Source organism: Streptomyces sp. NPDC002676 (assembly GCF_053592455.1).
Map to the genome: position 1 here is coordinate 1 of NZ_JBSFVT010000002.1, position 19,324 is coordinate 19,324.

Sequence of the window (19,324 nt, forward strand, 5' to 3'; positions counted from 1 at the left end):
CGACATCTCGAAGCGTGGAGAACGGCCGTCTCCGCTGTCTCGGGAAGAACCGCAGATCAGTAGGTCGGGTGACCTACGAGGTTAAACGTCAAGCTCAGGCCAGAACCTCCGCAGTTGAGGGTGTGCGTGGGCCGCCTGAAGGAACGGTCGATCACGCAGGTGCCACTCGCTGGAAAGCAGCTCACGCCACTTCGCGGGAGCAGGGTCACCATCCTCGAACGCTTCCGCCAGCTCGCTCCAGCTCATGAACGGAAAGCGGTCATGCAGCTCCCGCAGACTGCCGCCCCGGTGCCACAGATTCGCGACCCCCACCGCAGCGACGAGGTCGTTCGTCCACCCCTCCGAGGACGCGAAGCCACGGTGGCGGAGGATCCGTACGCAGAAGGAATCCTCCGCGCAAGGGAAAACAACGACCGATCCCCGATCGGTGCTCACCTCGGCGCCGGCGTCCCATCCTGAGCGAGTCCGCACCTCGCCCAAGTCGAAACCTTGAGCCAGTGCGATGTGCTCGATCCGCCGCACCAGATCCGCAGGCGACGCTGGATCGGGATAGACCGCAACGCGCATCTCCGCCTCTTGCGCACCTGTTGTCATGTCCGCCCCCGTGATTCAGATGTCGTGCCTGAACACGATATGCCGCTCATCAACCGCTCGCGGGCCATCTGAAGAACTCCGTCTCACACTGGTGCGGCCTCGGGTCCGCAGGACCGCCGACCCAGTGTTCTCGCGTGCCGGCGGCGCAGTAGGAGACATCGCCGGGGCCCATCGGGCACTGCTTCGGACCGCGGATCTGGCCGGTCTCCGCAACCAAGTGGCGCCCAGTCGAGATGCCTGCCATATTTGTTCCGCGATTCATAGGCGATGAATCGCTATTCATCGCACAGGGGAGCTTGGCACATGATCCTCGTACACGTCCCCACCACCTGGCCCCAGGTCCTGAGCGGCCAGCTCACCGCAGAACAGGCCACCTTGGGCGAGTGGTACAACATCAGTGACAGGGCCATCGCCGACTACGGCGACGCCGTGCTCGGCATCTTCGAGAACACCGTCGTCAGCGCATTTGACGTCACCGCCCCGCCCCACCGCGACGACGAGAACCGCGTCACCTTCCCCGGCGTCCCCTCGGCACAGTGGGCCCACCTGATCGGCACCCCCAACCCCGGCAAGCCCTGGGGCGTCCGCGGCATGGCCCGGCCGATCCAATACCTCGACACCGCCGTGCTCACCAGCGGAACCGTTGAGATCAAGGACGACGGCACTGCCCGTCGGGCCGTCATCGACGGTTTCACCCTGGTCGTCGACAACGAGGGAACCGCCGTCCTGTCCGTCCCCGTCGGCCGGCAGGTCACCGTCGTGACCAACACGGCCTGAACCCTGCCGCTGCGGAATCCCCCGGCCACCAACAGGCGCCGGATTCCGCCACGAGTCGCCGTACATCGAAAGAAACAGACGGACGCCGCCAGCCGCATCCGTGAGCCGCCCCATCGTCCTCGACGTCATCGCCTGCGGTGAGGAAGTCGGTGCGTGGAGGAGTACGTGAGTTCGCCGCGCCGTCCGGCGCGTCCGGTGGCGGTGTTCGTCGCCGGGCAGCCAGGCAGCGTCAAGACGCTGGTGGTCGACCTGGTGCACGCCGCGCTCCAGCAACGAGGCGGGACGGTGCGGGCGGATCGCGACACCTACAAGAGCGTCCACCCCCACTACACCGCCCTCCTCGCCAAGAATCTGGTGAAGGATGGCTACCGTGCTCAGCTCGCCGTGCACCCGGCGGCCGGGTGCTGCTGCGCTCCAGGCAGGGGACGGACATGACGGCGTCGTTCCCTGAGATCCGGACGGCGGCTCTCGCGCAGCTGCCGGCGGATACCGGGCTGGACGGCGAGCTGGTGGTAAGGGAGTGGGACCAGCTGGCGTTCGAGCGGCTGCAGCAGCGTCTCGCCCGGCGCCGGGCCGCTACGGCCCAGGCAGCACTCCAGTGGCCGGCGCACTACGTGATCTTCGACCTGCTTCCCTGCGGGCGCGGACCTGACCGGCTGGCCGTACGAGCGGCGGGGGCGGCGCTTCAGGCTATCTTCACCGACCACGGCCTGGAGGCGCCGCTGACGCTGTGCCCGTCGACCACCGCCGCTGCCCTGGCGAGAGGGGAGGGGCTGTGCTTCAAGCAGCTGGATCAGCCCTACCGGCCGGTGCTGTCGTCACCCTGGACGGCGGGGCTGCATCCGATGCGCGCATGACGCTCCCTGCAGTGACACGATCGGTGTTATGAACACCAATACGGACTGGGCGTACCGGGTGTTCGAGCCGCATGGGTCCGAGGGCTGGCGCCCCTACGGCAGCGACCCCGAACAGTGGCACGGTGCGATCCCCGCCCCCGACACGGCCGAGGGTGCCAAGCACGCCATCGGCCGCATCGTCGCCGACCTGATGACCGAGTGGGAGCGGGCCGGCCTCCACCACGCGATGCACGTACGGGTCTTCCTCTGGCACGACGAAGCGGGCGACCTAAAGGATGCGGACTTCGTCGTGGATGTCCGGCCCCGGTCGGACTTCGACACAGCGTGATCTCCGGCGCGCCTGCGGCTGCTCACGGTGACAGGATCGGCACCGTGGGCACCGAGAGAACGTGGGCGTACTGGGCGGAAGAGCCGCACGGCTCCGCTGGCCGGCCGCCCCCTTGGCGGCCACCCTCATCGCTGGCGGGGAGCTGAGCGTGGCAGGTCGCTTGTGATCGCACGGTTAAGCGTTTGCGGTTGTGCTACGCCGAACCAGTGCCGGAACCAGGTCATCTTTCGGCGCCTTCTCTGTGGCTGACGCGCGCGAGCTCTCGCATTGCGACCATTTCAGGCGTGCTTCGTGACAGAAAATAAGTCCGCCGTCCTGGAAACCAGCACTATGTCCCAGAGTGCTGCATTTGGTTGATTAGTCTATCGCGCTCCGTATCGGTAGCGTCACCCTCAGGTGCGTGCGAGGCCTCGCACGGCGTCTTCCCAAACTCTGTTCGAAGTCCCGTACGCTCACGGCAATCCAAGGAATCTTGTCGAGCAGAGGCAGCAGCTGAGTGACGTGTTGCTGTTGCCGCCGGTCAGCGACACCGCGAGCGGGATGCCCTGGGCGTCGGTGATGACGTGGTGCTTGCTGCCCGGCCATGCGCGGTCGACCGGGCTGGGACCGCTTTTGGGCCCCTGCGGGCGGCCCGGACGTGGGAGGAGTCGATCAGCGGCCTGGGTTGGTGACTCGTTGCCACTGCAGCTGCCCGTCTCGGCAGTCTCCGGCACCATCGACCACCGACTACGCAAGGGAGCCACGATCGCCGCAGAGCAGGATGTGACCACCGCAGTCACTGACCCGAGCCTGCAACAGCGGGCAGTCTGGGCGCTGACCACGTTGCCGACGCACGTGGTGGTCGCGGCCCTGCTGTGCTGCCCCTTCGGATCGTGCGGCACACCCGTCGGCGGCCTGGCGCCTGGATTCGGCCGAACTACCCGCACGTCAAACGATCTCCTGCTGGCGATCGCCCGGCCCTGGGCAAAGTCGGTCCACTCGGCAGCTGTCAGCCGTTCCTGCCGGTCGGTCTCAGTGGTCAGTTGTCCCCGAGTGCCAGCTTGATGCCGAAGCCGACGAGTACCGAGCCGGTGATCGCGTCGATGACCCGCTGCACCGAGCCGCGGTTCAGCCACCGGCGGACGAGCTGGGTGCCGAATATCAGCGCGCTGAACCAGACCAGCCCCTCCAGGTCATGCACGGTCGCCAGGACGACCCCCATCAGCAGATGCGGGGGGCCGCTGGGGATGAACTGGGGCAGCATCGCCATGTAGAAGACGCCGTTCTTCGGGTTCAGCAGGCTGGTGCCCAGCCCGCGCGCCCAGGACCGTCCCCATGTCGCCTCCGCGGTCGCGGCTCCCGCTCCGTCCGCCGTATCCCCCGACACGGATCGGCCGCGCTCCTTGAGCGTCCGGCGAAGCATGCCGATCCCCAGCCACGCCAGGTACCCGGCACCGGCCACGCGCAGCGCGTCGTACAGCAGATGGGATGCCGTGAGCACCGCCGCGGCGCCGACCGCGGCGGCCACGCCCCACACGAGCACGCCGCAGAGGATCCCCAGCGCCGTCGCGAAGGCCCGGCGCCTGCCCAGGGTGATGGCGGAGCGTAGCACCAGAGCGGTGTCCAGTCCCGGCATGATGGTCATCATGCCTGCCACTACGGCGAAGGAGGCGATTGCAGAGGAAACGGTCATGCGGCCATCCTGAAGCCGCGGCCGCGATCACGTCCAATTCGGTCTGCTTCACTGCGCATCAGCAGGACTGATGCCGCTGCTCGCTCGGCACTTCGCCCCTGGGAGTCGGCCGCACCTCAAGCGCTCCCTCGGTTGTCTCCGGCTTGGCACAACCGGTCAGCGGAGGTCCTTGTCACTCAGCGCTGGGCGCTCGGGAAGGCATCGATGCCGGCAAGTTCCTTGCGCAGGCGTTCGGCACGGTCCACCAGCACCACTCGCCGATGCATCACCCACACCAGCACATCCGCCATCAGCTCTTCCTCCCGCGCGGAGCGTACGAGGCGGTCGCCTGTCAGCGATGCAATTCCGATGAACCGGCCACACGACGGACAATCACCTGCTGGCGATCACACCCCCGACCAGCGCGAGCATTCCACCCAAACCCCACACCAGCCCGCTGACCAGCAACTTCAGGTTGGAAAAGGCTCACTGTCACCATCGCCGTCATTAGCGAGTGGCTCTGATCTTGATCGCCAACCTCGGTCAGCGAGAAAACACGTGTCGCTGCAGCTCACCAAGCATCTAGCCTGTGGTGCATGCATCAGCCCCGAAGGCGCGACCGACGCCTGGCTCGCCGTGTGCCACCGGAGTCGGCCCGGCACCAGGCTCCGCGGCTCAACGTCGTGGGGGCTGACGTAGTGCTGGTGGGCTACTTCTCCGCAAAGGAGAAGGACTTCGCAACGCTCATGGCGTCGGCAGACGAAGAACTGGTAGCACGCGGCGCTCACGTCGTCGGGCAGATCGTGCAGCGACGGGGCGTCTCGGACGGCGGAGTCCAGAAGATGGGCCTGCCCTATTCCTCGCGGACTCTGCTGAGGTACGGAAAGATCCGTGAGGTAGCTGCGGCCTGCGAGCAGGCCAACGCTGACGCAGTGATCTTCGTTGCCTCTTTGACCGAGCGCCAACGCCGCGCGCTGACAGCAATACTCGGCCGCCCTGCTGTGAGTCTTTCCGACATCCTCGCTGCAGACTGAGTGCCCACTCGAAGCGCGCGGTGGACGGTGAGCAGCGGGAGTTGCGGCGGGCGGTGGTGGACCTCGCGGATGTCGATCGCCGATCAGGACAAGCACGAGGCGATGCGGCAGCGGCAGGAAGCCGCGCGGACGGAACGGGAGGCCCGACAACAGGAGGCCTCATCGAAACCGACCACCCACGGGGCGGGCATCTCTGGATCAGGTAACGCGTCGATCGAGACCAACTGCGGCCAGCGTCGAGCGCAACTGCTCGATCCACCTGCTGTGCCGCCGGGTCAGCCCTGGCATCTGTTCTGGACTGACGCTGATGGGCCCGCGAGCCCCCGTGGGCATCGACATGGCTGAAGACCTGCTTTCCAGGCCGGAGGCATCCCGGGAGTCCGACCGCGCCGAGCGCCGCAAGGGCGAACGCCGCCAGGCGGCCGGAGCCGGGCGCAAACCGAAACTGGCCTTCATGACCGGCTGTTGCTCACCCTGATCTGCCTGCGCCATCAGCTGCCCCACGCGGCGTTGGCCGAGCTGTACTCGGTGGACCGCTCCACCGTCTCCACCGCCGTGCGGGAGTACGGGCATTGCTCGCTGAGCGTGTGTTCGCCATTCCCGGCCGGCCCGGGCTGCGGATCCGTACCCTGGAGGATCTGTCCGCCTACGCCGGAGCCGAGGGCGTCGACCTGCGGATCGACGGGACTGAGGTCCAAGTCCGCTTCAGCGACCGGCAGGGCCGCATCTTGCTGTCCGGGACCGTCCGGCCGGGCCGGATGCACGACCAGACCTGTGTGCGCAGCGAGGACATCGCCGAGCAGTCCGTCAGCACCCCGACGTGACGGCCGAGGTCGACGACGGCTACCGGGGCCTTGCGAACGAGTTCCCCGATCAAGTCTCCGCCCCGCCGAAGAAGCCCGCCGACGACACCTGCGCCGGCGAGAAGCGGGCCTGGCGCGAGGCGAAACGACGGCAGCCCTCAGCCGGGATCTGTATCGAACACACCAACTCCGAGCTGAAGAAGTGGCGCCTGCTCCAACGCTCCACCGGACGCCGCGACACCTACGCCGAAACCCATGCAGCGATCGTCGGCCTCATGTCCGACCGCTCCGCAAACCGACCGACCCGGCTACGGGCCAGCACCGCCCTGGCGCCCGCGCGCGCGACGGCCTGCTGAATCACCCATCAGCCCCCCCCAGGGCCGCCTGCCCTCAACTCAATTGCCCCCAAGGTCGTTAGGCTCAGGATCCATGATCTTGCTGAGTGATCCCAAGGTGCTCAATATCCCGGTGCAGGACTGCGGAGAACCTCTCGCAGAGATCGCCTCGGTCCCGGTGATTGAGTTGGACCCCCGGGAGCGAGACGAGGCAGGGGCATACGGCCGGGTCCGTATCGGCGTGCTTGAGCGTTTGCGCTGGGCATCGGAGATGCTTCCCGGCGGCGTCAGGTTCCTCGTCATAGAAGGGCATCGCAGCAGCACCGAGCAGGCGCGGCGATTTGCCCTCTACGAGGACCGTCTACGCCGCTCCGGCATCACCGACCCCGTCGATCTGCGGCGCCAGGCCAGCGCCTTCGTCTCCCCGGTCGAGGTGGCGCCCCACTGTGCCGGCGCGGCCCTCGATCTGACGCTCGTTGATGCCGATGACGTCGAGCTGGACATGGGCGGTGCTGTGAACGGCCACCGCACCGGAGACGAGAAGTACTGTCCGCTGGACGCCTCAGGGCTATCAGACCAAGCACGTCGCAATCGTGACACCCTGGCCCGAGCCATGAACGACGCCGGCTTCGTCAACTACCCCACCGAGTGGTGGCACTGGTCTTACGGCGACCGTTACTGGGCGCTGATCAGCAAGGCTGGCAGTGCCATCTACGGACCAGCCTGACCACCTCGAACCGTAGCTGCGTTGACCCAACTGTTCAGGCCAAGCAGATCGACGCGCTCGTGGGAGGTTCGGCCGCCGGAGAACGCTTCACCTTCGGGGGTGCGACCGTCGTGATGGGCCCGTCGGGGAATGTGATCACCACGGGGACGGGCGATGCGTCGGACCGGAGTTGCGTATGGAACGCCGACGAGGTCCGTCTGGTCGGCCCGGCGCCGGCGCACTGGCCGCGTCGGTCAGGCGGGATCGGAGCTGGCGCCTGGCTGTGCCGAGCATGTGCTGACGAGCTGCCTGCTGCGGCCTGACACGCTCCTGAGCAGGTCAGTCCTGGACCGGGTCCGCCCGCTGCGTCCGGCCCCAGACCTGCCGGACCTGCGGTGGCTCCAGCACGTCAACGAGGACCGGGCCGCGGCGCTGGAGCAGTTCGTCACCGGTTGGTATCCGGCCACCGGTCAGCCCCAGCGCCAATCAGCCGCGCCGGCACCGTCACGGCCTCTCCCGGGCAGCCTGCAGCAGCTGTACCGGCTGGCGGAGGAACGGCCGGGCGTGCTCGGATGCCAGAACCACATCATGCCGGAGCACGAGCTGCACACCGACCCTCTCGGGGAGCTGCTTGTCTTCGGTGTCGAAAACCAGGGAAGCTTCTTCTGGGGTCTTCTGTGGACCCTCGACGATCCGGTGTGCGATCCGACCGTCTGGTTCCGCGAGTTCGATGACGTGCCGGTCGCTGAAGAGGAGCCGCTCAGCGGCTTCCTCATCCAGTTCTCCCTCTACGAGGCCGCCATGAGCGCCGACTACACCGCGCTCGCCCTCGGGCTCTCCGTCAACCAGGTGCACCAGCTCACTGTTCCGCTTCAGCCGGTCCCTCTGCGGCCCTTCTGGCCGGGGCTCCCACCCGCTTCTAAGTCGCCCCGGGACTCGTTATGCATGTCTCCGACGCTGGGGAAGACGGCGGGTTCGAGGTGTGGGCAGGTGCCACACACCGCAGCGCTCTACAGGCCCTTTTGGGCTTTGACGTCGAGTGGACGCAATTCGACGGTTGCCGTCTCAAATAGTCCAGCGCGAGGGCGCATACCACCGCCGAGGAATACCTACGTGGTACCAGCCCTCCGCGACGACATGGCGCCCGGGGACGTTGCTGCGTTCGGGGAAGGTGCTGTTCCAGCAGCTGGGTGACAGCGGCGGTCAGCCAGCAGGACCGATCGCCCTCGCGTCCTCGGCCGCCCGGCAGGCCAGGCAGATGACCTGAGCGTTGCGGCCGTAGCGCCGGGTGAGTGCAGGGCATCGGCGCGGAACAGGCTGGCACCCGTGGTCATCGCACGGTGCTGCTGGGCATGCGGGCGAGGCTGTGGCGGACGTTGCTGTCCCACAGGCCGACCCAGCCGCTGGCATGCACCACCGCGAGGAGTTTGCCGTCGGGCCAGAAGGCAAGGTCCGAGGCCCGATGCGCCCGCCCCCTCCCGGTCGGGAGGCGGCGGGCCAGTCGGTCAGTGGGGACCGCTGTGTCGCTCATGGCGCGCTTGCCTTCTCCGGAAACGGTTCAGGCACAGACGAGGATGTCCAGTTGGTTACAGTCCGACCGGGTTGAGGTAGGTGGCCGGGTGGGTGGCGCCGTCCTGCTTGAGGATCTGGCCGCCGAACGGCCACTTCAGGGTGAAGTGCTCCGTCTCGTTCGGCGGGGTGACCAGGAACTTCGCCGGAACGAACTTCTCCTTCTGCGGCGTGGACCCGGCCACCGGGAGCAGGTTGATGCTGAAGTCCACCGTGTCCCCATGCTCCAGGATCATCTTTGCGGGCTTCTTGGAGGAGCGCACCAGCGACCAGGTGCCGTCGGTCTTCTGAGCGCCGATCATGTCGACACCGGCGAAGCCGGACAGGGTGCAGGTGCGCTTGCTCTGGTTGGTGAACCAGATGTACGCCTGGGTCTGCTTCTCGGACTGCTCCATCTCCGGCTTCGCGTCATCCCCCATGGCGAAGCCGGCCTTCAGGTCGGCGGTGTGGCAGCGGGCCGGCTGGGGCTTGGCGGGGGCGGCCGAGGCCGGGATAGCGGTAGCGGCGGTGCCGGCGACGACGACGGCCGCAAGGGCCACGGCGGTCAGTTTGCTCTTCATGAAGTTTCGCGTTCCCCTCGAATACGAATCGGTGCGCGAGGTCAGTGCGCGCCTACGCACCTGAAGACGCGAAATGTCTGGGGAACGTTCGGGGTGCCGGAGAACCTTTTCCCGCCAGCCAGGCTCCCAGGACGTGGAGGGACCCGGGCAGTCAGGGCGTCGCACAGGATGCTGTCGGGCGTGCCGGCCATGCTCGATCAGCGAGAAGGCCAGGTGGCGAGGAGGGAGTCGTCTTCGACCCTCCAGGCCGCCGAGCTCCTGGGTGCGCAGGCACGGACGTAGCCGCGCAGCTGCACCCGACCGACCCCGGGCTGTACCCGCGCGCCATCTGGGCCGATTCGCTGTGCGGAGAGCACCGCGCCGACCACCGCCGGCTCGTGCTCACAGAGTTCGCGGACGGGATCACGACGGACGGCACGGTCGTGGAGAAGGCGTTCCTCGGATCCGTACGCGTCCTGGGCGAGGGCGTCGACACCAAAAACTGCGACAGCGTCTACTTCGCCGACGTCCGCGGCTCCATGCCCGACCTCGTCCAAGCCGTCGGCCGCGCCCTACGCATCCAACCCGGCGACGGCAAGACCGCCTCACTCGTGGTGCCCGTCCTGCTCGGGCCCGGCAAGACACCCGACAACGTGCTCACCAGCCGCGCCTACGACGGACTGTCGAAGCTGCTCGAGGCCCTCATGGCGCGCGATACCCGTGTGGTGGAGGCACTCGCCCATCCCCAGGCCCAGAGCCGCTCCACGGGTGTACAGAGCCGCGCAGGAGGCCGAGGGAGCCGGAAGTGACCGAAGCGACCGTGGACTGTCCCTGCCAGCACGGGCCCTGCTGAAATTCTGACGCTGGGGACGAGGACCAGGCTGTGGCGGAGGAGCCGGAACTGGCAGACTCGCAGAAACTCAAGGGTTGACACCTGGCTCGCTGCCGTTATGAGGCCCCGGCCGGCGCAACAGCGCGGTTCGGGGCCTCAGTCGCTGTATCGCCCTCTCGTCTCGGACACTGACAGACTTGCTCCGGCACTGCGGCCCCCGTCCGTCACGCCGGATGCGCGCTGCGCCAACCACGTCAGACCAGGTCATCTGCGAGCAGGTCCATCAGCAGCCCGTCCTGCCAGGCCCCCGTCCGGTGATCACGCCAGTACGCCCGCATGATCCCTACGGGCTTGAACCCGACCTTGCCGTAACTGCGGATCGCGGCGGCGTTGGCCGCGGCGGGATCGATGGTCAGCCGGTGATGGCCGCGTTCCCGCACCAGCCACCGGGCCAGCGTACGCACAGCGTCCGTCCCGAGCCCTTTCCCATGCTGCCGCGCCGTCAGGAAGATATCGATGCCAGCATGGCGGAACTCGGGGTCCGTCTCCTCCTCGAACTGGACCGCTCCGATGACTTCACCCTCGAAAACGACGGCGAGCATGCCCTCGTAGTCTTCCGGGGGCGACCACCACGCCGCGACTTCCGGCTCTCGGACGATCCTGTCGAGGATCTCACCCTCGCCACCTGCCACTGACCGCAGTACGACCTCGTCCCCGCGCAACTCCATGTCCCCATTATCCCTGGGAAGTGGCGGCAGCCTCAGAAACCCGACGCACTCAATAGCCGACCACGTCGTAACCACGGCGGCAGTCCTCACGGCGACGGCCGGATTCGCGCCGGCCTCCTCGGTTCGGCTCATACCGCAAGGGCGAGCGCCCTGCTCGTACACGCGAGCGGCCTGCTCGACGCATTGATAGCACTGTTCGAGTCCGAATGGGAGAAAGTGACGCAGCGTGTCACCTCTGCAGGCGCCTTGCAGAACGCGCCCGCCATCGATGATCTGGATGCACACATCCTCAGCCTGTCGCTGACCGGCCTCACCGACAAAGCGATCGCCGGCCGACTGAACAGCTCCCTTCGGACGGTGCAGCGCCGGGTCCGGCACCTGATGAACGGCGCGAAGGTGCGGAATCGCATGCAGTTGGGCTTCCAGGCGGCACGGCAGGGTTGACTCGAAGCCGAACAGGACGGCAACCGAACCACATGAGCGATCGTCGTCCCTGCCCGCATTCGGCGAGGGCTTGGCCGGCCGCGGAGTTGCGGGTCGGTTCTCCGTTTCAGTGGTTCCCCTCAGCGCAGTCGGTAGGCCGGTCTTTTCCAACCTGACTGAGTGACGCGGTAGTTGGGATGACAGCGTGGTGAGGCCCCTGGTAGATGGGTTTTCGACCAAGAAGAAACGCCTCCACCGAGGCCTCGTGTGCTCGTTTACCCGTCCGGACTGGACCTGTCCAGCTCTGCTTTGCGCTTCCTCACCGTTGGCCTGCGGGAGCATCGCCACGTGCTCGGCACCCGCTGGCGGCGCCTGAGCGCGGGCCGGCAGGCCCTGCTCGCCCTCTCCCACCTTCGCAACGGCCACCCCTACGCCCAGCTCGCGGCCGGGTTCGGTATCGGCACCACCACCGCCTACCGCTGCATCACCGAAGCCGTCGAGCTCCTGGCCTCACTCACCCCGACCCTGGCCGAGGCGGCCTGGGCAGCCTCGACGAAGGCGTACGTCCTACTGGAGGGCACCCTTCTGCCGATCGACCGGATCGCCCGCCAACCAGCCCTACTATCCCGGCAAGCACAAGAAACACCGGATGAACGTGCAGGTCATCGCCGACCCCTGCTGGGCCGCCACGGGATACCGCGGAGTCGGCGGCACGGGCCGTGTCCCCTACTGGGGCTGGTGGGAGACCCTGGTCACAGGCCAGCAGGCGGTCAATCGTTCCCACGCCACGATCCGGGCCCCCGTCGAACAGGCCATCGCCACCCTCAAGTCCTGGCGGCTCCTGCGTAACTGCGCTGCTCGACCACCCGCTTCACGAGCCTCGTCCAGGCCCTCCTCACCCTGCACTCCGCGCAGGTTGGAAAGGTTCAGTGAGGGTGCGGCGACTCCAACGGCGCCTGCCTTCAACTTCCTTGTGGAGAACCGGGCTACCTTCCTCCGATGAGTTTTGGTCACAGGAGTGGTCCAACTTCCGAAACGACTGCGAGGAGTGATCCAAGTGGACCTGTACAGCATCATGTGCGTGAGTGACCGGATCAAGGCACTGGAGTGGTTCGAGGCGTTCTTCGGGCGCCCAGCGGACGAGATCATCGGCGAGGAATACCTGTGGCAGCTTGGTGAGAACGCATGGGTTGTCGTTGACGATCGGGACATGCGCGCTGAGCGAGTAGGCGGAGCCATGATCACGCTCGGCGTGAACGACCTCGACGACATCCTGGCCCGACTCGCCGCACACGGAATCGACCACGAACCGGTCGAGACCTACAGCAACGGCGTGCGCCACGTCGCCGTGCTGGACCCCGACGGGAACAGCCTGTCGCTCGCCGAGGCGCCCACTCGGTGAGTTTCTCCAACTGTGCGGTGTGCTGCACTGCGCCTGACCTGATCAGATTGAGGTTGGAAAACGCTCAGTGGGTCATCGCCCGCTCACGCGTCGACGAAATGCTGGCCCTGGGCAGTGACAACGTGGCCGCCCCCGAGGCATCCCAGGACCTGCCGGATGGCGGTGAGCAGCAGGTGCGGCCCGACCCGCCCGCTGGACGCGGCGAAGCCGAAGTCGGTGGTGCCGGTGTGGCGAAGGTGGAGGCGCTCCAGTGCTGGTGGGCGTTCGAAGTCGCGTACCAGGCAGCGGGTGCGCATCGGGTGGCCGAAGAGCGACCTCGCTGACCCGCGGCGTCAGCCCGTAGTGAGTATTTGACTCGGGGGTCAAATACTCACTACGGTAGGCGACATGGGTAGACCTAAGAGTTTCGAACCGGACGTGGTCATCGCGCAGGCGATGGAGATGTTCTGGACCAAGGGCTACTCCGCCACCTCCCCTGCCGACCTCGCCAAGGCGACCGGAGTGGGAAAGGGCAGCCTGTACCACTCCTTCGGTTCCAAGCGTGAGTTGTTCGCCAAGGCGTTGGACCTCTACGGCCGAGTCGGCTCGAGGGTGACCGAGGAGTTCCTCTCCCGACCGGGCACCGCCAAGGAGCGCATCCACGCGTACTTCGTGCTGCTCGTGGACATGGACCTGGACGGGCCGGTCCGTCGCGGATGCCTGGCCCAGAACACGGTCGAGGAGCTCGGCGGGCAGGACGAGGAAGCCACCCGCGCGGTGCACCGCATCGAGGAGCGCATGATCGAGCTATTCGCCGCCCGCATCGAGCAAGGGCAGCGGGACGGCGATGTCGACCGGGACGTCGACGCCAGGGCGCAGGCCCTGTTGCTCCAGACCACCCTCGCGGGGCTGCGGGTCATGACCAAGACGTTCGACCGGCCAGTCCTGTACCGGATCATCGACACGGCCCTGGCAGGCCTCTGAGACACGGCACCTCGGGCGACAGCGCTTTTTTGCGCCCTGATTTTAGACCTTCAGTTCAAGAATCTGTCATCCAAGAAGGAGAGATCATGGACCTCGGCATCAGTGGAAAGACCGCTCTAGTCACCGGCGCGAGTCGCGGAATCGGCCTCGCGATCGCTCAGACCCTGGCCGCGGAGGGTGTCCGGGTGGTGGGTGCCGCCCGAACCATCACCCCCGAGTTGGAGAAGATCGCCGCCGCGGCCGTGTCCGTCGACCTGAGCACCCGCGACGGGGCGCGGTCGATCGTCGACCAGGCGCTCGCCACGGTCGGCGGTATCGACTTCCTCGTCAACAACGTCGGCGCGGGCGACCCGGAAAATCTGTCCCTCGACGGATTTCTGGACGTCGACGACGAGCAGTGGCAGGGGATCTTCGACCTCAACCTGTTCAGCGCGGTGTGGACCACCAAGGCGGCGTTGCCGAGCATCCTGGAACGCAAGGGCGCGATCGTGAACATCTCCTCGATCAATGCCCGCATGCCCACTGGCGCGCCGGTCGGCTACGCGGAAGCCAAGGCCGCGCTGACCCAGTTCGGGAAGCGACTCAGCGAGGAGTTGGCGCCGCGCGGTGTCCGTGTGAACACCGTCTCCCCGGGCCCCACGGCCAGTCCGCAGTGGACCGACCCGGACCGTCTCGGCGGCAAGGTGGCCGCCGTGTCCGGGGTGGGCCACAGCGACCTGCTCGCGGCTCTGCCCGGGCAGTTCGGCATCGCCTCGGGACGCCTCACCGAACCCGAGGAAGTGGCGGACCTGGTCGCCTTCCTGCTGTCCGACCGTGCCGCCAACATCCACGGCGCCGACCACGTCATCGACGGCGGCACCCTCAAGAACGCCTGACAGGTCACGAACGCGGGGCCGATCGGCGTAGTCGGTCGGGTTCTGTCGACTTCGAGGTCAAGAACCCCGACCGCCGACGGCTCGGTCAAGGCCCGCTGACATATCAGGAGTTGGACGCCTGCTTCGGCCTGGAGGTGGTGCCGGCGAAGGTGGAGGCGTTGCAGCCGAAGGCACCTCCGCTCGAGCGGAGGGCACCAGGTCACGCCCCGATGCGACCGCCAGTAGCAGCTCAGGGCACTGCTCGCCCGCTCACCCGAACTCACGGCAGCCGCCGGCCACGTCCGCACCTTAGCGGCCATCATGACCAACCGCGAAGGAGAGGAGCTGCGACACTGGATCGCCGACGTCTGCGCGAACCAGCAGAGCGGCCTGGCCGGCTTCGCCGCAGGTGTGAACCCCGACCTCGACGCCGTCGTCTACGGCATGAGCACCGACTGGTCATCCGGCCCGGTCGAGGGCCGCGTCGACGACCTCAAAGCCTTCAAGCGCGGCATGTTCGGCCGAGCGAAGTCACCCCTCCTCCGAAAGCGACTCCTCTTGATCGCCGCCAGCAGAATCCCAGCTACTTCGGCACGGCGATCAACCGGACAGCAAGCCCGGTGAAGACGGTGCCGCTGCAGATGTTCAGGCCCCGCGCTACGCGGTTGCTGCGTCGCAGAAGGGCGGCGAGGTGTCCCGCGAGCAGCCCGACGGTCATGTCGACGGCGAGCCCGATGAGCACCATGGTCAGACCCAGGGTGAGGAACTGCAGCGGCACATGTCCCAGCGCAGGGCTGACGAACTGCGGCAGGAACGCCACATTGAACAAGATCACCTTCGGGTTTCAAAAGGTTCGTGAGCATGCCATGGCCGAAGGCCCGCCAGCGGCTGACACCCGACGAGTCCGCTCTGTGCGGGTCATCACCGAGGGGCGAGCGGTCGCGAAGCGCCTTGACAGCGAGGAAGAGCAGATAGGCGGCACCGATCCAACGCACTGCGTAGTACAGGGTCGGGAACGAGAGGAACAACGCGGAAAGGCCTAGCATCGCGGCGAAGACGTGGACGAGGGCACCGCAGGCGACGCCCAGCGCCGCCAGTGCCCCCGCCTTAGGCCCGCCACGGCCTCCCATGGCCACGATGAACATCGTGTCCGGCCCGGGTGCGACGCACAACGTCAAGGCCGCGACGAGGAAAGCGGTGTACAGACTCCAGTCGACCATGAACCTGATCGTCGTCGCTTCGCCCAGGAGCGACACCTCAGTTTCGGACTACGAGACGGCAACCGTCACTCACGCCACCGTACTTGGCATCTCGCGGCAGTGGTCCGCATCCCAACGCCCGCGATTGCCCGGCATCTCGGTTGCGACGTGGGGGCCACGTGATCGCCTTCACGAAATCCGTGCCTGAACGGATTCGGAGCGTTAACGCCACTCCCCGGCCGAGCAGGTGCTGCAGTCCGTCCGGGCTGGTGTCCCCAATGGGTTCGGCGATTGTCCAGCAGTTCTTGCGCGACAGGTCCGCCAGGAGCCCGAGCACCAACTGCCGCGCCCGAAGCCGGGGCTCGACCCATGCGAAGCGGTCCTCTATCCGGCTCATCAGACCCGCGAACATCGCCTGCCAGCGGGCAGGCATGACGCTGTGACCTGCGGCCACCGCCTCACCGTCAGTCCACACACCTCCCGGTGATCACCGGTCGCCGCGGTCGTCATTGCACCAGCCTTCGCCAGCTCGATCACTGCAGCTTCGGATCTGCTGCGAATCCTGCTGACCGGCCGAGATCCGCTGGAGATCCCCTGAACGTGGCGCCGGCTGACATGTGATCATGCCGATATGGCATCTGGTCGGATCATCTTCCTCAACGGCACCTCCAGCTCAGGGAAGTCGAGCATCGCCCGGGAACTCCTGGACATCCTGGACGACGGTGTCTACTTCCACCTGGCGGTCGACGGCTTCAACGCGATGCGCACCAAGCGGGAACTCGGGGCCGCAGAGCTCGACGCCGCGCTGCGGCGGACCAGGATGGGCTTTCACCGCTCGATCGCGGCCATGGCCGAAGTCGGAAACGACGTCGTGGTCGACCATGTGCTGAGCGAGCCGTGGCGGCTGCTCGACTGCCTGACGGTGCTACGGCCCGAAGACGTACTGTTCGTCGGTGTCCGCTGCCCGCCGGACGAACTGGCCCGCCGCGAGCTGGCCCGGGGCGACCGCCCGCCGGGCCTCGCGGCGCACCAGTACGAACTGGTCCACGGCCACGGCGACTACGACCTGGAGTGCGACTCCGGCACCGCAAGCCCACGCGAATGCGCGCAGCGGATCAAGGAGTTCCTTCCGCACCGCCCCAGCCCCACCGCCTTCACCCGCCTCCGCCGACGCTACCTGACGGACAGCCAGGAATCCCCGACGACAGCGTGATGGCACGCCTACCCAGCGTGCTGTTCTCCTCGTCTTCGCCGCCTGAGCCCAAGCCCGAGCAGTACGGGCGAGGGCCTGCCCATGGAGATACACATCTACGGCTGGAGTATTAGCCACCGCGGCCATACTTCCTCTCGGCCTGCCTGCCGCCTCGGCGGCCGACTCTGCGGACTGCGACTTCGAGGTGTTCGCCTACACGCTTCCCGCCGGGGTGCCGTGGCTTCGTCCACTTTCAGCGACAGCGTTTGTCGATGAGTTTCAGCAGCAGTTGAGCGTCCGCCTGTCGGGGATTGTTCACGAGAAGCAACGGCAGTGCTGTGTCGCCCAGACGGGCGGGGCGATCGACGTCCGTGACGGGACTCCGCCGACCGAGTGCAGCTGCTCATGACCGGGACGAGGGTGCGAAGATGCGTTCGTGGTGACAGATGCCGAGTGGGCTCGGATTCGGAGGGGGCTGCGCTTCGGGCAGGTTTTCGAGGGCACCGTCGTGAAGGTTCCCCGGCCCGGTGCGATCGGGATCTTCGTGGACATCGGCCTGAGCGTCGGAGGCTTCGTCGACGTCCTGTTGCTTCCGGAACAAAGCGATGACTGGCCGGCGGAGGGCACGGTTGCGGATTTCGAGATCTGGTGGGCAGGCAGCCGTCGGCAGATACGGCTGAAGCCGTCCGATTCTCAGTATCTCCGGAACGACTTCACAGACTTCATGGGATGTTTCCGCCCTAATTGGTCATCCGAGGTGGGTCAGCCCGTTCGTGCTCCTGGGTCCCCGGCTCTCGACGAGGTGTGGTCCGCGCTGCGACCTGATGGGCCGTCGGCCAGCTCCCCGTGAGTTCAGGTGAGGTGGCCGACTGTCGTGGCGGGAGCTGGTGCCGTGACCGCATCGCATAGGTTCGCCGGGTCGCCGGTTGGGACGGGTGGCCCGATGCGCTCTCGCCTCGATTGGGGCTGGCGCGGCCGGTGGCCCACAACAAGGTGAGCCAGGGATCCGCGCCGCCCGGAGCCTTTGGAAACCGGTATCCGGTCCGGTCTTCCCTGCTTGGCCCAGCAGTAGCCGACGGTAGGGCGGATGCCCAGCGGGCCGAACTCGTCGAAGGCGAAGACGCGGTCGGGGAAGTGCTCGATGGCCTGCTCGATTCGGTCGAGCTTGGCGTCGAAGTCGGGGTCGGCGGACTCCTTCCAGGTCTTGGTGCGCTGGAAGGTGATGCCATGCCGCTTGAGTAGCATCCGCAGGGCCTCGCGGCCGACGCGGATCACGCGTCCGTGGACTTTGCGCAGGTAGGCGGTGAGCTTGCGGATCGACCAGCGGGTGAACGACGGGCCGAGCTTGACCGGGCGGGTGGTGGCCGTCTGGATGACGAAGGCTCCGTCGTCATCGCTGAGTAGGCGGGGATGGCCTCGTTTGAAGCGGTGGACAACATCGCGGACGGTGTCCTCGTCGGCGGCCACGAGACGGGCGATGACCGGGACGGTGTTGCCGCCCGCAGAGGCCAGCAGGATCATCGCCCGCCGGTAGCGCACGCTGTTCGTGTTGCCCCGCCGGACGATCTGCTGCAGCTTCTGCCCCTCGTAGCCGGCGATCCTGCGGACTTGAACCCGTGTTGTCACCACGCCTCCTGACGCTGGATCGGGTCGATCGATCCCACCCGATCGCATCGGCAGCCAGACAGGACACCCGTGAATCGGTGAACCTTCCCGGTCGCAGCACAATCGTGTTGACCGCCCCCGGCAGACAGTGCTTGAGTCGGCGCGTGGACAGCATTTCTGCCAACCGGCGGTTCTGGAACCAGATCAGCAGCGCCTACCAGCGCGAGCACGACCCGCAGATCGGCGCAATGCCCCGGCTGTGGGGCACGTACGCCATCCCCGACGCGCACCTGCACGCCCTGGGCGACGTCACCGGCAAGCGCGTCCTCGAACTCGGCTGCGGCGCCGGCCAGTGGTCCAGGGCGCTCGCCGCTGAGGGCGCCACCGTGGTCGGGCTCGACCTGTCCGAAGCCCAGCTCGCCGCGGCAGCTCGCGCGATGGGAGCGGCCCGCTACCCGCTGGTGCAAGGCGCCGCCGAACACCTCCCGTTCGCCGCCGACAGCTTCGACCTGGTGTTCTGTGACTACGGCGGGCTTAGCTGGGCGCCCCCGCACCTGGCCGTCCCGCAGGCCGCACGCATCCTGCGCCGCGGTGGGCGCCTGGTGTTCAACGTCGCCAGCCCATGGTTCGAAGCCTGCTACGACGAAGCCGCCAGCCGCGTAACCACGACGCTGCACCAGGACTACTTCGGGCTGGACACCATCGCCGAAGGCCAGGGCGCGGTCAGCTATCAGCTCACCTACGGCGACTGGATCAGGGTCCTGCGCGGCGCAGGTCTCGTCATCGACGACCTCATCGAGCCGCGGCCCGGACCCGGAACAGCCAACGGCTACAACCAAACCGACCCGCCTGACTGGGCATACCGCTGGCCGGCAGAAATGCTCTGGGTAACCCACAAACCGTAAGCACCGCCGCACCGAGACGTGAAGGTAT

At 67.1% G+C, this 19,324-nt stretch carries 25 protein-coding genes and 6 pseudogenes; 20 read left to right on the plus strand and 11 right to left on the minus strand.

Annotated features, from left to right (window positions below):
- Positions 1 to 81 precede the first annotated feature (81 nt).
- Positions 82 to 594: a hypothetical protein gene (locus ACWD3E_RS06970; RefSeq protein ID WP_451386516.1), complete on the minus strand. Its 513-nt coding sequence runs from the start codon at positions 592 to 594 to the stop codon at positions 82 to 84.
- A gap of 303 nt (positions 595 to 897) precedes the next feature.
- On the opposite strand from ACWD3E_RS06970, the gene ACWD3E_RS06975 reads away from it, so the two are divergent.
- The 4 genes from ACWD3E_RS06975 to ACWD3E_RS06990 all read left to right on the plus strand — a co-directional run bounded on the left by ACWD3E_RS06975 (position 898) and on the right by ACWD3E_RS06990 (position 2,556).
- Positions 898 to 1,371 carry a hypothetical protein gene (locus ACWD3E_RS06975; protein WP_451386517.1) on the plus strand — a complete coding sequence of 158 codons (474 nt, stop codon included), beginning with the start codon at positions 898 to 900 and terminating at the stop codon, positions 1,369 to 1,371.
- A 153-nt stretch (positions 1,372 to 1,524) separates the two neighbouring features.
- The gene (locus tag ACWD3E_RS06980) at positions 1,525 to 1,806 is read left to right on the plus strand and encodes a zeta toxin family protein (protein ID WP_451386518.1); all 282 of its coding nucleotides are present in this window, start codon (positions 1,525 to 1,527) and stop codon (positions 1,804 to 1,806) included.
- Positions 1,803 to 2,228, plus strand: coding sequence for a hypothetical protein (locus tag ACWD3E_RS06985; protein WP_451386519.1), 426 nt, complete (start codon positions 1,803 to 1,805; stop codon positions 2,226 to 2,228). The genes ACWD3E_RS06980 and ACWD3E_RS06985 overlap by 4 nt, the downstream gene beginning before the upstream one ends.
- A 28-nt stretch (positions 2,229 to 2,256) precedes the next feature.
- The gene (locus ACWD3E_RS06990; RefSeq protein WP_451386520.1) at positions 2,257 to 2,556 is read left to right on the plus strand and encodes a hypothetical protein; all 300 of its coding nucleotides are present in this window, start codon (positions 2,257 to 2,259) and stop codon (positions 2,554 to 2,556) included.
- A 465-nt stretch (positions 2,557 to 3,021) separates the two neighbouring features.
- On the opposite strand, the pseudogene ACWD3E_RS06995 reads toward ACWD3E_RS06990, so the two are convergent.
- Positions 3,022 to 3,211, minus strand: a pseudogene (locus ACWD3E_RS06995) (transposase); the annotation flags it as partial.
- Between the two features lie 363 nt (positions 3,212 to 3,574).
- The gene (locus ACWD3E_RS07000; RefSeq protein ID WP_451386521.1) at positions 3,575 to 4,228 is read right to left on the minus strand and encodes a LysE family translocator; all 654 of its coding nucleotides are present in this window, start codon (positions 4,226 to 4,228) and stop codon (positions 3,575 to 3,577) included.
- A 683-nt stretch (positions 4,229 to 4,911) separates the two neighbouring features.
- On the opposite strand from ACWD3E_RS07000, the gene ACWD3E_RS07005 reads away from it, so the two are divergent.
- From ACWD3E_RS07005 to ACWD3E_RS07030, 6 genes and pseudogenes are all read left to right on the plus strand, one after another.
- Positions 4,912 to 5,241 (plus strand): HflX-like GTP-binding protein, encoded by a 330-nt coding sequence (locus ACWD3E_RS07005; RefSeq protein ID WP_451386522.1) that lies wholly within the window; start codon positions 4,912 to 4,914, stop codon positions 5,239 to 5,241.
- 325 nt (positions 5,242 to 5,566) lie between these two features.
- Positions 5,567 to 5,719, plus strand: a complete 153-nt coding sequence (locus ACWD3E_RS07010; RefSeq protein ID WP_451386523.1) for a hypothetical protein — start codon at positions 5,567 to 5,569, stop codon at positions 5,717 to 5,719.
- A pseudogene (locus ACWD3E_RS07015) lies at positions 5,707 to 5,751 on the plus strand (hypothetical protein); the annotation flags it as partial. The gene ACWD3E_RS07010 and the pseudogene ACWD3E_RS07015, both read left to right, overlap by 13 nt.
- Positions 5,752 to 5,813: 62 nt before the next feature.
- Complete coding sequence (locus ACWD3E_RS07020) at positions 5,814 to 6,065, plus strand: hypothetical protein (RefSeq protein ID WP_451386524.1); 252 nt, start codon at positions 5,814 to 5,816, stop codon at positions 6,063 to 6,065.
- Positions 6,062 to 6,400 (plus strand): transposase, encoded by a 339-nt coding sequence (locus ACWD3E_RS07025; RefSeq protein WP_451386525.1) that lies wholly within the window; start codon positions 6,062 to 6,064, stop codon positions 6,398 to 6,400. The genes ACWD3E_RS07020 and ACWD3E_RS07025 overlap by 4 nt, the downstream gene beginning before the upstream one ends.
- A gap of 73 nt (positions 6,401 to 6,473) precedes the next feature.
- Complete coding sequence (locus tag ACWD3E_RS07030) at positions 6,474 to 7,106, plus strand: M15 family metallopeptidase (RefSeq protein WP_451386526.1); 633 nt, start codon at positions 6,474 to 6,476, stop codon at positions 7,104 to 7,106.
- Between the two features lie 483 nt (positions 7,107 to 7,589).
- Here ACWD3E_RS07030 and ACWD3E_RS07035 read toward each other — a convergent pair whose 3' ends face one another.
- From ACWD3E_RS07035 to ACWD3E_RS07045, 3 genes are all read right to left on the minus strand, one after another.
- Positions 7,590 to 7,940: a hypothetical protein gene (locus tag ACWD3E_RS07035; protein WP_451386527.1), complete on the minus strand. Its 351-nt coding sequence runs from the start codon at positions 7,938 to 7,940 to the stop codon at positions 7,590 to 7,592.
- Between the two features lie 475 nt (positions 7,941 to 8,415).
- A complete protein-coding gene (locus ACWD3E_RS07040; RefSeq protein ID WP_451386528.1) occupies positions 8,416 to 8,616 on the minus strand; it encodes a hypothetical protein in 201 nt (66 codons plus the stop codon).
- Positions 8,617 to 8,671: 55 nt separating this feature from the next.
- Positions 8,672 to 9,214, minus strand: a complete 543-nt coding sequence (locus ACWD3E_RS07045; protein WP_451386529.1) for a DUF4232 domain-containing protein — start codon at positions 9,212 to 9,214, stop codon at positions 8,672 to 8,674.
- A gap of 377 nt (positions 9,215 to 9,591) precedes the next feature.
- On the opposite strand from ACWD3E_RS07045, the gene ACWD3E_RS07050 reads away from it, so the two are divergent.
- Positions 9,592 to 10,002: a helicase-related protein gene (locus ACWD3E_RS07050; RefSeq protein ID WP_451386530.1), complete on the plus strand. Its 411-nt coding sequence runs from the start codon at positions 9,592 to 9,594 to the stop codon at positions 10,000 to 10,002.
- Between the two features lie 277 nt (positions 10,003 to 10,279).
- Here the strand turns inward: ACWD3E_RS07050 and aac(6') are convergent, their stop codons facing one another.
- On the minus strand, positions 10,280 to 10,753 hold the full coding sequence (aac(6'), locus tag ACWD3E_RS07055; protein WP_451387103.1) for an aminoglycoside 6'-N-acetyltransferase: 474 nt from the start codon (positions 10,751 to 10,753) through the stop codon (positions 10,280 to 10,282).
- Positions 10,754 to 10,969: 216 nt separating this feature from the next.
- Here aac(6') and ACWD3E_RS07060 point away from each other — a divergent pair, with 216 nt between their 5' ends.
- The 7 genes and pseudogenes from ACWD3E_RS07060 (at position 10,970) to ACWD3E_RS07090 (ending at position 15,019) form a co-directional block, all read left to right on the plus strand.
- Positions 10,970 to 11,197 (plus strand): LuxR C-terminal-related transcriptional regulator, encoded by a 228-nt coding sequence (locus ACWD3E_RS07060; RefSeq protein ID WP_451386531.1) that lies wholly within the window; start codon positions 10,970 to 10,972, stop codon positions 11,195 to 11,197.
- A gap of 246 nt (positions 11,198 to 11,443) precedes the next feature.
- Positions 11,444 to 12,109, plus strand: a pseudogene (locus tag ACWD3E_RS07065) (transposase family protein).
- Positions 12,110 to 12,257: 148 nt separating this feature from the next.
- Positions 12,258 to 12,578, plus strand: a complete 321-nt coding sequence (locus ACWD3E_RS07070) for a VOC family protein (protein ID WP_451386532.1) — start codon at positions 12,258 to 12,260, stop codon at positions 12,576 to 12,578.
- Entirely contained in the window at positions 12,575 to 12,901 is a 327-nt protein-coding gene (locus ACWD3E_RS07075; protein ID WP_451386533.1) for a hypothetical protein, read from the plus strand. Before ACWD3E_RS07070 ends, ACWD3E_RS07075 begins: the two co-directional genes overlap by 4 nt.
- A gap of 64 nt (positions 12,902 to 12,965) precedes the next feature.
- On the plus strand, positions 12,966 to 13,541 hold the full coding sequence (locus tag ACWD3E_RS07080; RefSeq protein ID WP_451386534.1) for a TetR/AcrR family transcriptional regulator: 576 nt from the start codon (positions 12,966 to 12,968) through the stop codon (positions 13,539 to 13,541).
- 86 nt (positions 13,542 to 13,627) lie between these two features.
- Complete coding sequence (locus ACWD3E_RS07085) at positions 13,628 to 14,416, plus strand: SDR family oxidoreductase (RefSeq protein ID WP_451386535.1); 789 nt, start codon at positions 13,628 to 13,630, stop codon at positions 14,414 to 14,416.
- Between the two features lie 300 nt (positions 14,417 to 14,716).
- A complete protein-coding gene (locus ACWD3E_RS07090; protein ID WP_451386536.1) occupies positions 14,717 to 15,019 on the plus strand; it encodes a hypothetical protein in 303 nt (100 codons plus the stop codon).
- Here ACWD3E_RS07090 and ACWD3E_RS07095 read toward each other — a convergent pair.
- From ACWD3E_RS07095 to ACWD3E_RS07105, 3 genes and pseudogenes are all read right to left on the minus strand, one after another.
- Positions 14,979 to 15,230: a LysE family transporter gene (locus ACWD3E_RS07095; RefSeq protein WP_451386537.1), complete on the minus strand. Its 252-nt coding sequence runs from the start codon at positions 15,228 to 15,230 to the stop codon at positions 14,979 to 14,981. The two genes, ACWD3E_RS07090 and ACWD3E_RS07095, sit on opposite strands and share 41 nt — an antisense overlap.
- Positions 15,231 to 15,291: 61 nt before the next feature.
- Positions 15,292 to 15,615: pseudogene (locus ACWD3E_RS07100) on the minus strand (LysE family translocator); the annotation flags it as partial.
- A 214-nt stretch (positions 15,616 to 15,829) separates the two neighbouring features.
- A pseudogene (locus ACWD3E_RS07105) lies at positions 15,830 to 15,991 on the minus strand (IS701 family transposase); the annotation flags it as partial.
- A gap of 234 nt (positions 15,992 to 16,225) precedes the next feature.
- Between ACWD3E_RS07105 and ACWD3E_RS07110 the strand changes: the two are divergent.
- Positions 16,226 to 16,807, plus strand: a complete 582-nt coding sequence (locus ACWD3E_RS07110; RefSeq protein WP_451386538.1) for a chloramphenicol phosphotransferase CPT family protein — start codon at positions 16,226 to 16,228, stop codon at positions 16,805 to 16,807.
- A 1,005-nt stretch (positions 16,808 to 17,812) separates the two neighbouring features.
- Here the strand turns inward: ACWD3E_RS07110 and ACWD3E_RS07115 are convergent.
- Positions 17,813 to 18,460: pseudogene (locus ACWD3E_RS07115) on the minus strand (helix-turn-helix domain-containing protein); the annotation flags it as partial.
- Positions 18,461 to 18,555: 95 nt separating this feature from the next.
- Between ACWD3E_RS07115 and ACWD3E_RS07120 the strand changes: the two are divergent.
- Positions 18,556 to 19,296 carry a class I SAM-dependent methyltransferase gene (locus ACWD3E_RS07120; protein WP_451386539.1) on the plus strand — a complete coding sequence of 247 codons (741 nt, stop codon included), beginning with the start codon at positions 18,556 to 18,558 and terminating at the stop codon, positions 19,294 to 19,296.
- Positions 19,297 to 19,324: the final 28 nt, after the last annotated feature.